Source organism: Bartonella sp. B12(2025), assembly GCF_053795135.1.
In genome coordinates this window covers 82,536-97,148 of sequence record NZ_CP200031.1, presented here as the reverse complement: position 1 = coordinate 97,148, position 14,613 = coordinate 82,536, and the positions used below count along the sequence as shown (strand labels likewise).

The 14,613-nt window shown below is 38.2% G+C and carries 9 protein-coding genes and 1 pseudogene; 4 read left to right on the top strand and 6 right to left on the bottom strand.

The window, feature by feature from the left end:
- Positions 1 to 115: 115 nt before the first annotated feature.
- The 3 genes from guaB to V3564_RS00380 all read right to left on the bottom strand — a co-directional run bounded on the left by guaB (position 116) and on the right by V3564_RS00380 (position 5,163).
- Entirely contained in the window at positions 116 to 1,615 is a 1,500-nt protein-coding gene (gene guaB, locus V3564_RS00390) for an IMP dehydrogenase (protein WP_455480895.1), read from the bottom strand.
- A gap of 158 nt (positions 1,616 to 1,773) precedes the next feature.
- Entirely contained in the window at positions 1,774 to 3,345 is a 1,572-nt protein-coding gene (locus V3564_RS00385) for a phospholipase D-like domain-containing protein (RefSeq protein WP_455481485.1), read from the bottom strand.
- A 432-nt stretch (positions 3,346 to 3,777) separates the two neighbouring features.
- Complete coding sequence (locus V3564_RS00380; protein ID WP_455480894.1) at positions 3,778 to 5,163, bottom strand: sigma-54-dependent transcriptional regulator; 1,386 nt, start codon at positions 5,161 to 5,163, stop codon at positions 3,778 to 3,780.
- A 253-nt stretch (positions 5,164 to 5,416) separates the two neighbouring features.
- On the opposite strand from V3564_RS00380, the gene V3564_RS00375 reads away from it, so the two are divergent.
- A complete protein-coding gene (locus V3564_RS00375) occupies positions 5,417 to 5,776 on the top strand; it encodes a hypothetical protein (protein WP_455480893.1) in 360 nt (119 codons plus the stop codon).
- A 277-nt stretch (positions 5,777 to 6,053) separates the two neighbouring features.
- On the opposite strand, the gene V3564_RS00370 is transcribed toward V3564_RS00375, so the two are convergent.
- Both V3564_RS00370 and V3564_RS00365 read right to left on the bottom strand, forming a co-directional pair.
- Positions 6,054 to 7,046, bottom strand: a complete 993-nt coding sequence (locus tag V3564_RS00370) for a KpsF/GutQ family sugar-phosphate isomerase (RefSeq protein ID WP_455480892.1) — start codon at positions 7,044 to 7,046, stop codon at positions 6,054 to 6,056.
- Positions 7,043 to 7,962 (bottom strand): annotated as a pseudogene (locus V3564_RS00365) (sugar phosphate nucleotidyltransferase). Before V3564_RS00365 ends, V3564_RS00370 begins: the two are co-directional and overlap by 4 nt.
- 257 nt (positions 7,963 to 8,219) lie before the next feature.
- Here V3564_RS00365 and V3564_RS00360 point away from each other — a divergent pair.
- Both V3564_RS00360 and V3564_RS00355 read left to right on the top strand, forming a co-directional pair.
- Complete coding sequence (locus tag V3564_RS00360) at positions 8,220 to 9,476, top strand: lytic murein transglycosylase (RefSeq protein WP_455480891.1); 1,257 nt, start codon at positions 8,220 to 8,222, stop codon at positions 9,474 to 9,476.
- A gap of 15 nt (positions 9,477 to 9,491) precedes the next feature.
- On the top strand, positions 9,492 to 10,565 hold the full coding sequence (locus tag V3564_RS00355) for an SGNH/GDSL hydrolase family protein (protein ID WP_455480890.1): 1,074 nt from the start codon (positions 9,492 to 9,494) through the stop codon (positions 10,563 to 10,565).
- A 157-nt stretch (positions 10,566 to 10,722) separates the two neighbouring features.
- Here the strand turns inward: V3564_RS00355 and V3564_RS00350 are convergent, their stop codons facing one another.
- The gene (locus V3564_RS00350; protein WP_455480889.1) at positions 10,723 to 12,747 is read right to left on the bottom strand and encodes a M3 family metallopeptidase; all 2,025 of its coding nucleotides are present in this window, start codon (positions 12,745 to 12,747) and stop codon (positions 10,723 to 10,725) included.
- Positions 12,748 to 13,093: 346 nt separating this feature from the next.
- On the opposite strand from V3564_RS00350, the gene mgtE reads away from it, so the two are divergent.
- A complete protein-coding gene (gene mgtE, locus V3564_RS00345; protein ID WP_455480888.1) occupies positions 13,094 to 14,470 on the top strand; it encodes a magnesium transporter in 1,377 nt (458 codons plus the stop codon).
- Positions 14,471 to 14,613 lie beyond the last annotated feature (143 nt).

Here is a 14,613-nt window from a genome sequence, read left to right as displayed (position 1 = left end):
TCCAATTCTTTCTCCTTTAGGATTATTGCACTAAACCATAAAGAGAAAAGGTAATCTCCCTATATTTTCTCAAAGGATTTTTATATCGTGTAACACAGCCCTAAGCTCTTATACATTAAACAGGGCGCCGGTAATTTGGACTCTCTCGTGTGATAGCAACATCATGTGTATGGCTTTCATGGAGTCCGGCATTGGTGATACGAACAAAGGTTGCTTTTTCACGAAACTCTGCTAAATTTCTTGCTCCAACATATCCCATCGAAGCACGCAACCCACCAGCAAGCTGGTGTAAAACCGATGCTATAGAGCCTTTGTAGGCTACTTGACCTTCCACACCTTCAGGCACCAATTTAAGCTCATCACGCACTTCATCCTGAAAATAGCGATCTGCCGATCCCCGTGCCATAGCACCAACTGACCCCATACCGCGATAAGCTTTAAAAGACCGACCTTGATAAAGATAAACCTCACCAGGGCTTTCATCTGTACCTGCTAAAAGAGAACCAATCATAGCAGCACAAGCTCCACCTGCTAAAGCTTTAGCAAAATCACCCGAAGCTTTGATCCCGCCGTCAGCAATGACAGGAATACCCGCTTTTTCAGCCACCTCTGCAGCGTTCATAATAGCTGCAAGTTGAGGAACACCGACACCTGCAACAATTCGTGTTGTGCAAATAGAACCGGGACCAATACCAACCTTTACCGCATCTGCACCACTATCAATTAACGCCTGCGTTGCTTGAGCAGTCGCTACATTACCAGCAATAACAGCTGGAGAAAACGCCATTTTTTTAATCCGCTCAACGGTTTCTAGTACACGCTGAGAATGCCCATGAGCTGTATCAATCACCAGCACATCAACACCTGCGTCAATTAGCCGTTCAGCCCGCTCAATCCCATCATTCCCCACATTACTGGCAGCTGCAACACGCAAACGACCTTGAGAATCTTTAGCGGAATTTGGATTTAATTGCGCTTTTTCAATATCCTTAACTGTTATCAAGCCGACACAGCGATTTTGCTCATCCACAACCAACAATTTTTCAATACGGTGATTATGTAAAAGATACTTCGCTTCATTGAGTTGAACATTTTCACGCACTGTGATCAAATTTTCATGCGTCATTAATTCATAAATCTTTTGTTTTGGATCCGACGCAAAACGCACATCTCTATTCGTTAAAATGCCAATAAGCCGTCCAGCAGTCTCACCTTTGGCACCACTTTCAACAACCGGAATACCCGAAATACGATGAGAGCGCATCAAAGTTTTTGCTTCTTCAAGTGTTGCACTTGGCCCAATTGTGACTGGATTAACAACCATACCGGATTCAAATTTTTTCACTTGACGGACTTCTTCCGCCTGCTCTGCAGGAGACATATTACGATGGATCACACCAAGACCACCTGCTTGAGCCATAGCAATGGCCAAACGCGATTCTGTCACAGTATCCATTGCAGCAGAAAGCAATGGTAAATTTAGCTTAATATCAGCTGCAATCCGCGTTCTAAGATCGACTTGGCTAGGCATAACAAGAGAATGACCAGGCTGTAAAAGCACATCATCAAAAGTCAATGCCAATGCACCTGTCCCCGTTTCAACAATTTTTGCCATAGCCAAATTCCCTTTATAATAAATATAACAAAACACCGCGAGTAACTTTAAAATACACTGCGGTTCTCATACGTTGTGGATTGGCACAAAATTATGCCACGCTACAAACAAAATGAAAAGAAAAATAAAAAAATCTTTTGATATGCACTCTATAAGATCTACAATTGTGATTCAATAGGTAACCAACTTATTACTTTAGCAAATGCACGACGCCAAAAATTGCTTTCTGGCTCATAATCAACGCTATACTGTTTTTTGTTTTCAATAAAATCCCAATAAATACGGTTATTATCGCCAAGACGAAGATGATAACTCATCTCACCCGTTGTTTCTTCAGAAAAAAGTAAATCTAACCTAGCTGTAATCGGTGCACATTCAAAAAGAATACCCATTTCTGTATTCAGTGCAGCTGACCTCGGATCAAAGTTTAAAGATCCAATAAAAGCAGTTTTACGATCAACTAAAAAAGCTTTAGCATGTAAACTTGCTTTACTTGATCGAAATAATCGCAACCCGTGGGTGTTTCCATCCGGTTTTAACTCATAAAGTTTAACACCACTTTTCAATAACGCTTTACGATAAGGTACATAACCACCATGTACAAGTGCCACATCAGTAGCTGCTAAGGAATTCGTAAGAATTTTAACATCAACACCTTTTGAAACCAAATTGCTAAAATTCTGCGTACCTACCTTACCAGGAACAAAATAAGGTGATGTAATCTGAACCGTTTTTTGAGCATCTCCAATAACCTGTGAGAGCGCCTTCATGAGCCAATTTCCGGCTTTTTTGCGCAATGCTTTTTCCGGAGGATCAGAAAGAACAACAACTTTATCTGCTAGAAATAATCGCTTTCCTGTCTGGATAAAACAGTCAAAATTAATATGTTCCTTTACATAATCTAAATAAACTTTTGCAACCTTGGAATCACGGAATTTTCGTAATTTATCCTTCCAATAACTAAGGTCACTTGCGCTTTTAGGAACAACCAAAGTATGAATCGGTAAAACTACAGCGCTATTCCAAAAGTCATCAAAGATGGTTTCTACCTTTTTAACCGAGGGACCGATTAACATCAAATCTAAATCTCGAAAATGCGATTCTTCACCAGCGTCAAAATAAGAATCTGCAAGATTCCGTCCTCCTACAAATGCCACCCGGCCATCCACAATAAAAGCTTTATTATGCATTCTGCGCGTTACAGTAATTGCACGCAATATAATCTCTAAACCACGGCGTAACCCCCCCTTACGTGACAGTCCCGGATTAAACATCCTCACCTCAATATGAGGATGTTTATCCAGCGCAATATAAGCTGGATCACGTGCTTGAGCGTTAATATCATCTAAAAGAAGACGCACCCGAACGCCACGATCAGCTGCCTCCACTATTTCACTTAATAATAAACGCCCCGTTAAATCATCATCCCAAATATAATACATGAGATCAAGACTACGTCCAGCTTGTGCTGCTCCTATCGCACGGACACAAAACGCATCCAAATTGCTAATGATGAGTGAAAGAGCATCTTTATCAACCCCCAACCCATCTGTTTCTTCTGCCAATTGACTTACTATACGATCAAACTTGGTTTCGTCTTTCTTAACAGCCAACGCATAGGAACATTCCCCCCTAGAACTTTTCACAAAACGTCCATACGTATAAATCGTCAACATAGACGCAACAAAAAAAAATATAATAAAACCGATAACAATCTGTAACAAAGTCAAAGAAAATAAACTTTCCATTTTTAAGCCACCGTACCACCTTCGATACGAAGTACAACACTATAAAATCAATAACCCTACCTTAATTGTGCAACAGATAAAATGCCACCTCTTGCTTAAGAGAATATAAATCCAATATCAATTGATTCTAAAACTTTACTTTAATGAATACTAAAAAGCGTAAAAGTTATCTCTCATTTTAAATGAAAGTAAGCTTAACTAAAGTCGTGAAAACTGAAATAAGAAAAAAGAGCTAAAAATGATCCCATTCAACAAAATCAATACTTATTGAGTTTGCAAAATCATCATCAATACCTAAACTTTACAATAAACAACACCCTCTTTAAAAGCAAAAACCTTCCCACTGCCTTTACCAAAACCATTACTTCTTTTCTGAAAATCATGCTTCCCATGAATGGAAGTTTATCATGAACTTTACTTCCTTTCTTGGTTTTTGATTGCTTTCAATTCCTCTATTTTTCGATAAAGCGTAGAGCGACCAATATGAAGACGGCGAGCAATCTCACTCATATGTCCCTTATAATGTTTAACTGCTCTCTCAATAACATCATGTTCTATTTCTGCAAAAGTACGCACATGCCCATCAGTATCCAAAAACTGTATCGATTCTTGTTCATGGTTTTCTTGTATATTACTTTCAATGATATTGGGAACACTCATTAATGAATTTCCCATTAATTGGGGAAAGTCCCGAACAGTTAACAATGGCCCCTCGCTGAGTAAAATCGCACGAAATAAAAAATTTTCAAGTTGGTTACGATTACCAGGCCAATCATACTGCATAAGCAATGAAAGAGCTGATCCTGCTAAACCATGTACATGCGATCGCCCTGTTTCCGTAATAATGCGGTCAATCAAACGTTGTGTAAGCTCTGGAAAATCATCCCTCAATTCTCGCAAAGCAGGAACGCTAATAGACAGTTGAGAAAACTGTTCAAACAAACTATGCAAAAAAAAGTCCTCTTTGACCAGATCCTTTAACCGTGACGTTGAAATAGCGATGATTCGAAAAGGAAAAAATTTTCCCTCTGTATTTTTTTCTCTTTCTGTAAGGTAATGGGCAAAACGTTTTTGCTGTATGGGTTCAAGTCGATCAACATCACAAAGGCAAAGTGTCCCCTTTTCAAAAGAAGAGACCAGTGGTATAAACTCTTTAAACCATTTGCGACTTTCTTCCTCTGGATCAACGACAGCTGAACACTGGAAGCGAATAAAAGCCCCATCCGATAATAAACCCTCATGATGAATAATGCGAGCTAGTGTTTCACGACCAGTTCCAACTTCACCTTCTATCAAAAGATTCTGTAAAGAAGTCGCTGCTCTCCTCGATTGTTCCAGAACTATCTGCATTGCCCTACTTTTTATGCAGAGATCGGAAAATCGTAAATGATTCTCATTTTTTCGCCGAATATAACGAACCTCACGTTCCAATGCAGAAATAAGAGCAAGAGTATCCAAAGTGACTCTCAATCGTAATGATGTAACTGGATGAATCCAATAATCAATAGCTCCAGCTTTTAAAGCTTTCTGGAGTAAATCTTGATTTTCTTGTTGTGCTATCACAACAATAGGGACAGAAACACCAGCAACTCTAATCATTTTAATCAAGTCACCCACACTCAAATCACTCATAACGACATCAAGGAGTGCAAGCACAATGTTCTTACGTCTGTGTAAAAGATCAATCGTACGGAGACCATTTTCTGCTTCAATGACACGGTAACCAAAACCTCGGAGCATAGCAGAAAGCTCTATACGCCTTCCATAATCTTCACTCGCAATAAGAATGGGACCAACCATAATCTTAATAATCTCCTTTGAGACTACCCAGCGGCTTAATGTAAAAATTGTTGTAAACCATAAGAAATATTTTGCCTCTTGTATTTCATCTACGAACTTCATTAAGCTGTTAATTAAATACAACATTAAGGCATTTTTTTCCATTTTTTTGCTTTTTCATTGATTTTCATCAAAATTTTCATATTGACTCATGGAATAATTTAACAATGTTATACAAACTAGAAAGAAAAATAACATAACTCAGAGTGAACAAATGAAACACACCTGCCGCATTTTATGTCTTACAATCGTCGCTTTAATATTAGAATCCTGCGGTTTTTCACAATATTATAGCCAAAATATGCCTACAAGAATTGATGGTAAATGGGTTGATGAAAGCGGTATCATTTCTTCTTTCCGTGATGGTGTTTTTGAAACGCGCGCAGCAGATACAGAAGAAAAACTATCAGAAGGCACCTATAATTATGTCAATGCCCAACATATAGAAATTGAAATACGCTCCTTTCTCCGTGGAACAATATCCAGAGTAAGTTGTATGATATCAGATAACGCAACAAAACTTCTCTGCGTATCACATACAGGATCACAATTTTCTCTTAAGAGAAAATCTTAAATAAAATAAAAACGCAGCTTTTATTAAAAATATGGTAAGCATACACATAATAGGAGACGGTATTCTCTGCCTTCTAATGAAAGTTCTCTATAAAAGACACAAAGAAACCAATACACACTCTTCTGCCAGCGGAATTTATAAACACTACAGAGTGCATAAAACAATCACCTTTTCTCAGAAACATCAATAAAGTTGTTACACAACACAATTTTGTCTTCGTTATTATTGAATCTATTTTACTCTAAAATAAAACTTCATCTGATATGGGCACTCCAATTTACACAGCACCAATGCGCAAAAGATCATGAAAATGAACAATTCCTACCGGCTTCTTATCCTCAACCACGAAAAAGGCTCCAATATGGTGATTATTAATAAAGGTTGTTGCAGCACCAACCAGTGTATTTGGCTCAACAACTTTAGGTTTTTTTGTCATAACCTCATCAACATTAAATTTTGATAAATTAAAGTGAATGTTGCGTGCAAGATCACCATCGGTCACAATCCCGATTAATTCACCTTTTTGATTCACAACTCCAACACAACCAAAGTGTTTTTCAACCAAAACATTCATAGCTTCAGTCATGGGTGTCCCCTGCATAACCAGCGGAATACTATCACCCCGATGCATAATATCACAAACGTATTTAAGGCTAGCACCAAGAGAACCACCAGGATGATAAATTTTGAAATCCGTCGCAGTAAAGCCACGCATTTCTAAAAGAGCAACAGCTAATGCATCTCCCATCGCCAATTGCATAACTGTTGAAGTTGTAGGAGCGAGCCCGTGAGGACAAGCCTCTTCTATCTTTGGCAACAATAGTACAATATCAGCTTGTCGCCCCAATACAGAATTCTCACCCGACGTCATGGCAATAAGCGGAGTGCGAAAACGCGCAGCATGATTGATAATGCCACTTAACTCCAAGGTTTCACCTGACCATGACAAGGCAAGAATAACATTATCAGACCCAATCATACCAAGATCACCATGATTGGCTTCTGCAGCGTGAACAAAAAAGGCCGGTGTCCCAGTCGAAGCTAAGGTTGCAGCAATTTTTGTGCCTATATGGCCACTCTTCCCAAGACCTGTAATCACTACGTGACTATTGGCATTTTTAATGGTTTGAACAGCAGCTTCAAAAGAAGAAGAAAGACTTCCAAGAAGAGCTGCTTCAAGGGCTTGAAGCCCTTGTTTTTCACTTGCAAATGTTTTAAGCGCCGATGCAACCGCACCCTGCAAAGCCATATGAGAGGACTGTATCGTCATAATCGAACTTGATAAATGAAATTAAACAAGAGATCTATCTTATTTTTAACTTTAATAGCTTCTAGTAAATTTTTCAATGAGGTAGAAATTAGCTATGCATATTAACGCGTGCTAAAAAAATGCAACGTTGGTTTCCAATAAAACCAGCTTTAGAACCACAATCAAAAGCGAAGCCCTCTAACTGGAAACTAAAATCCTGCTCATTTAAAAGCCGCACCATCGCATCTGTTAACTGAATTTTCTTTCCTGTTCCTCGTTCTTTATTGGAAAGAATATTAAAATTTCTAGTTGCAAAATATAGCGTTGATGCATAAATCCAACGGAGCCATTCCCTTTTTATCGGTTTTTCTACCATTTTTGTGATCTTAAAACCATTTGCGATTTGTTTGCCTTTTCCAACAATACCATATATGTGCTTCTCTAGGATCGCACTCCTGAATTGCGACAATAGTTTCTCCACCGGTTCTCTCATAAAGATTGATTATCTCAGAAAAGCATCCCTTTTTAGCTTGTATCAGCATATCGGTTAATAACAAAACTAAAGGTTCCTCCCCAATTAATTCATGCGCAAACCAAAGAACATGTTCTAACCATAAAAGTGTTTGTTACCACGTAAAAGAAGTTAAACCTAGTGGAGGCTGTAAACCCTACAAATACTTAAATTCTTCTTTTCTGTTACGCTCTCGGCAAGGGTTGTGTATAACTCAGCTTGTGCATAAAAATAATCCTCAGCTACCGCTATCCATTAACAAAAATAAAATGCTCAATACCAGCTTCACATACCTCATCTACAACATATTAGATAAGGAACTTATCAACAACAGTCAGCATTTCTTTAGAAATTGTTTTTTGTTGTAGGAAGAAAACATGTACCAAAATCAGCAATGAGAAATACTTCTTTCCGGATTTCACGCACGCTCACCCTCCTGATTAATCATATAACTTTTTGATTTCATTTAATATATGTTTTTACTAAATGGTAAAAAAGATATCTTATTGTTCTGATTGCTATTATAATGGACAGGAAAGATGCGCAAGACTATGATAGTTCATTGAGAATATCCCCTCAAAACAAATCATATGTTTCAACCTTTCTTATTTGCTCGACAACACCAAATACAACAATAAAGCCATTGCACATCAAAATACTTGAAATATTAATGGAAATTTAAAATGCAAATAAAAGAATCTAAAATTTTCTCTTATTCAGAAAAATCGATAAATCGGAAAACTCTTATCATAGGTTTAGCAGTTCTTCTTTCTGCTTTTTTAATGTTTTTTGCATCATTTTCATACGCTGATAGTGGTTTTAAACACTGGATTAAAGAGTTTAAAAAAACAGCTCTTGCCAATAATATTTCACCCTCTACGTTTGATATGGCTTTTAAAACCGTCAACACCATTGATCTAGAAGTTTTAAAGAGAGCCGCATACCAACCAGAGTTTGTTAATCCTTCATGGAATTATTTCGACAATCGTGTCCATGATATTGCAATTGTGGAAGGACAGCGCCAAGCCCAAAAATGGGAAAAGTGGCTTCCTCAAATTGAGAAACGTTTTAGCGTTGACCGCAATATCTTGCTCGCTATTTGGTCAATGGAGAGTAACTATGGAAAAATTTTAGCAAATAAAGGTGTGATGCGTGATACTATTCGGTCACTTGCAACCTTAGCCTATGCTGATAAAAAACGCGCAAAATATGCGCGCACGCAACTGATTGCTGCCATGAAAATTCTTCAAAGCGGTGAAATTAAGCGCTCTCAACTTACTGGATCTTGGGCTGGTGCATTAGGACATACGCAATTTATTCCAAGCAGTTATCTCGCCTATGCTGTTGACATGGATGGAGATGAACGGCGTGATATCTGGACTTCTGTTCCAGATGCTCTCGCAACTGCTGCTAATCTTCTCCACATGAATGGTTGGCAATCCAACCTCCCTTGGGGAGTAGAAGTCAAATTACCGCAAGGGAAAAATCTTCCCGAGGATTGGTATTCCTTTAAGCAATGGAAAAAATTAGGTGTAAAACACGCGAATGGATATCCTCTTCCTGAATCATCTGAACAAGCAATATTAAAATATCCAGATGGATCGAAAGGACCTATATTCTTAGTAACAAAAAATTTTTTTGTTCTTAAACGTTATAATAATGCAGATCGTTATGCTTTCGCTGTTGGCCTTCTCGCTAACCGCATTGCTGGATATCCTGGATTGGTTCAAGATTGGCAACGACCATTTCAGCCTCTTACTTTCCAAGAATACAAAGAACTACAATCTCGTTTAATTGCGCTTGGCTATTATAAAGGAGAAGTTGATGGCAAAATCGGCACAGCCTCTCGAAAAGCTATTAAAGCTTTTCAGTTGCACCATGGCTTAAAGGTAAATGGATATCCAACTCCTGCAGTTCTTTCTGTTTTGCGAAAACAATAATCTGGAGTAGAGTGCTTGTCCTATTTCCGCCCGATATACTTGATTTTTCTGCTTTTCTCTATCTTTGCTGTAAGTGTCATACAACCATCTCCAAGTAAAGCAGCAAACTTCTTCAAATGGTTGTTCCAACATACAAAACACGAGCAACCATCACCACAACAACAACCGCAAATTATAGAACAAAAAATATATCAATCTCCCAAAAAGATCGTAATACAAAAAACCGTACAAAAATTAAAAGCAGAAAATGCAAAACGCATTCTCGTCCTAGGAGACTTTGTAGCTTCTACTGTTGCCGATGCTCTCAAAAAACTTTTTATAGATAACAGCGAAGTCATCATCATAAATAATACAATGCCGGATTCTGGCTTGGTTCGAACTGATTATTACTCTTGGGAAAATAATATTTCTGAACTCATTGATAAAAATAAACCCAACGCTATCGTCATGATGATAGGTGCAAACGATAATCAACCAATCACAAACTCTAATAACATAGTTAACACAAATCAGCCAGAATGGATGCACATCTACAAGCAAAGAATTATCAACATTGCTGAAAACCTTCATGCTTCTGGAAAATCATGGATATGGGTAGGTCAACCTATCTTTAAAAACAGCGAGTTAACACAAAAAGTGAAAATCTTTAACAAGCTTTATAAAGATATAACAGAAACAGAAGGAGGATATTTTATCGATATTTGGGATGGCTTTATTGATGAACAAGGTCAATTTTCTTTTTCAGGTTATGACACAGATGGAAAAGTCGTTAGATTACGCACTCGTGATGGTATCAATTTTACCGCTGAAGGAAAGAGAAAACTCGCCTCTTATTTAGAAAAAAAACTGGAAAATATTTTAAATTTTCACACATCCTCCCATAAAAATGTACTTTTAACCAATATCAACACTCCAAACCTTACGCAAGAAACACAGAATATTGAGCGCTACCCCCCAATGAGCCTCGATGACATGACAAAACAAAATACTGGCTTACTCAACAAAATAGATCAAAGCTCCATAAAACGATCATGGTTTCCGCCAAATGGCCATCAAAAAGATCGTGCTGATAATTTTTCTTTCCCATAATGTCTTTTTAAAGCATAAAATTTAATTTTCTCTACAAACAAGCAGCCAATAAAATAAAACAAACCTGTTCACATAACCATTATGGGGTAATTGTCCGCATAAACCTCAACCGCAAAAAGAAATATAACGGTATGGGTGATCCCATACCGTTTCACTCTTATAGCCCGCGTTTTTTAATCATCGCTTCTGGTGAAGGCAATCGCCCTCGAAAAGCTTTATAAAGCTCTTCTGGATCACGGCTCCCTCCAGCAGAATAGATAAAACGCTTTAATCGATCAGCAACCTCTGAATTAAAAACATCATCTGTTTCTTCAAAAGTCTGAAAAGCATCAGCGTCAAGTACTTCTGCCCACATATAAGAATAATAACCAGCAGCATAACCATCTCCTGAAAACACATGCATAAAATGTGGAGGACGATGACGCATAATAATTGCGTCAGGCATTTGCAACTTTTCCAATTCCTGAACCTCAAACACTGTTGGATCAGTTACCGTTTTTCCTTGGTGAAAAGCCATATCCACTAAAGCTGATGAGATAAACTCAACCGCAGCAAAACCAGCATTAAATCTCTGTGCTGATAAAACTTTATCTATCAATTCTTGTGACATAGGAAGTCCCGTCTTTGTATGCGTAGCATAAGATTTTAATACCTCTGGTACAGTTAACCAGTGCTCATAAAGTTGAGAAGGAAGCTCAACAAAATCACGCGAAACTGATGTTCCTGCTACAGATGGCCATGTTACATCAGAAAGTAAACCATGCAATGCATGCCCAAATTCGTGAAAAAGTGTACGAGCATCTTCAAGTGATAAAAGAGCAACCTCCCCTTTTGGTGGTTTAGCAAAATTACAAATATTATAGATAATAGGCTTTTGCCCACCATCCAATTTATGCTGCGATTGCAGTTTGCTCATCCATGCACCAGACCGTTTTGAAGAGCGTGCAAAATAATCACCAATGAAATGTCCAAGCAAGCTTCCATCAGATTTCTTTACTTCCCACAAACGTGCATCAGGATGCCAAAGCGCAACAGCGTTTTTTTCTTCAAATGAAATTCCAAAGAGTTTTTCTGCCACCCCAAAAGCAGCCTCAATCATGCGATCAAGCTGAAAATAATACTTAACTTCGGACCCGTCGAAAGAAAATTTTTCGGCGCGAAGTTTTTCAGTATAATAACGCCAATCCCAAGCCGCTAAGAATTCATTGCTTCCGTAATTGTTTGCAAAATTTTGCAATTCAATTTGTTCGCTAGCAGCCTTAGCTCTTGCCTGTTCCCACACAGGCATAAGCAAATTCATAACCGCATCAACACTCTTCGCCATGGTGTTATCCAGTTTCAAGTCTGCAAAGGATTTATAGCCTAGTAATTTAGCCTTCTCATCTCGAAGTGCAACAATCTCTACAATAACCGCTCGATTATCATTCGAGTTGTTATTTTCACCACGTTTCGACCAAGCTTGGAATGCTATCTCACGCAAATCGCGACGATGAGAAAATTTCAAAAAAGGTTCAATAATTGATCGTGCCAATGTTAATGCATAAGCTCTCTCATTGCCCCTTTCGCGCGCAATTTCCTTCATTGAAGCAATAAGATCATCCGGCAAACCAGACAAATCTTTTTGTTGTAAAAATAAAACCCACTCAGCTTCATCTTTTAAGATGTGCTGACCAAAAGTAGTACTTAAAAAGGCAAGCTTTTCATCAATCTCAACGAGCCGTTTCTTACCTTTTTCATCGAGTTTTGCGCCATTACAAACGAACTTTTTCCACCATAATTCAAGCACACGTGTCGTTTCACTATCATACACACCCTGCTGTGATTGTTTATAGAGAACATCCATTTTTGCAAATATCCGTGAGTCCATCATAATTTTCGAAGAATAACGAGAAAGTCTTACAACAAATTCTTTTTCTAACTTCTGAATCAACGTGTTACTGTGAGCACTTGAACGCAAGAAAAATATTGAACATACACGATCAAGCGCTTTGCCAGAAAGCTCAAAAGGTTGCAAAAAATTCTTAAGCGTTGGTGGTTCTTGCATAGTTGCAATCGTCTCTGCTTCTTCTTCTGCTTTTTTAAGAGCCCATTCAAAAGCGGGTTCAAAATCTTCATCACTTATTGAAGAAAAATCAGGAAGCTCTGAAAATCCCTTCCAGTCCAACACTGCTGTTTTTGTCATAGTACTCTCTATCTCCATTAATACATTTAAGGTGTAATAATTACCCTTATGATACAAATTGATAATACCGTAAAATTTATTTAATGTGCCTAATAGCTTTTCAGATTTTTATTTTAGTAAAAAAATAAAGGATATTTTATCATGAAGAAATAAATGAAAATAACCCCCCCCACGTGCTTGTTTTATGAAGTTGTTTATAACCTGCGATCTATTCTTGACTTTATTCCAAATATTAACAATTGAGAATATCAGGGAGGGGTTTTTCTTAAATCTTCCATAGCTTTTGTTTTATCCTATCCATAGATCTGGATTCACAATTCTTCAATCCTTCGGAAGGTACTTTATCATGACTGAAATCAAAATGACCTTCGACTTCAAAAATTCTTCTCATGAAGCTCTCGCCGAAGAATTAAAAAATTATCACTTTGCTGACTCGATTGATATCATCAATGATCTCGATATCATGGAGCGCGTAGCTATTCTTAGCCTCTTACCTCTTGATTATGTCATTGAACTCTTTGACAAACCAGAACTTGAACAACCAGCAGCCATTCTTGAACTTCTCCCTGTGAATCGCTCTGTCGAAATTCTTGATGGTATGTCCGCAGACGCCGCGGCAGACGTCTTTCAAGAAATGGATAAAGAAACCCGCACTCGGCTTTATGCCTTACTCAAACCCTTAACGCGAGCTGAACTAAAAAAACTTACCAGTTACCCCGATCATACAGCTGGTGCACTAATGACAACAGAATTTATAGCGGTCCCTGCAAACTGGACTGTTAAAAAAACTCTGGATTACATTCGCGATGTCGAACGAACACGAGAAACAGTTTATACAAGCTACGTTATTGATCCCAAAACAGGCATCCTTCTCAAAGCTGTTTCACTCCGTAATCTTATTCTCGCTTCACCTGATGATCAAATTTTAAACGTCTCTACACATGACACACCCATTACAATATCCCCCTCCACACATCATGAAGATATTGCTCGCCTTTTTCAACGCCATGATCTTCTCTCTGTACCTGTTATTGATGGCAGTAATCATGTCATTGGTATTGTGACAGTCGACGACGTACTTGATGCTATGGTTGATGAAATGAGTGAAGATGCTTATAAATTTGGAGGTTTGGAAGCTCTCGATAAACCTTATATGCAGATAAATTTCTTTGGGATGATGAAAAAACGTGGCGGCTGGCTTGCATTACTATTTGTTGGTGAAATGTTGACGGCTAGCGCCATGCAATATTTTGAAACAGAACTTGAAAAAGCCATCACTCTCACACTGTTTATTCCTCTTATCATGAGTTCAGGAGGAAACTCCGGTTCGCAAGCAACCTCACTTATTATTCGCGCATTAGCTTTACGTGAGCTCACACTCAAAGACTGGTGGAAAATCATTATCCGCGAGATCCCAACAGGGATATCCCTAGGGTTGTTACTCGGAACTATTGGAATTATGCGTATTGCTATTTGGCAACAGATCGGTATCTACAACTACGGTGAACATTGGGTTTTTATTGCCATAACAGTGGGTACAGCTTTGGTTGGAATTGTTACGTTTGGTTCCTTATCTGGCTCCATGCTTCCTTTTATTCTTAAACGTTTGGGATTTGATCCAGCAAGTGCTTCAGCCCCCCTTGTCGCAACTTTAGTAGATGTTATGGGGATTGTAATCTATTTTTCTGTTGCCTCCTTCATTTTATCTGGAACTCTACTCTAACATGGTAAGCAAAAACCATTCAATGATAAGTCAAGAGAGAGATTAGCATATCTATAAAAGAAAAACAGTTTTTAAAAAAATCTAATATACGTTAAGGCGCTATTTAAATGCGAGAGCAAGTGCAACGTGAAGAAAGACAAATA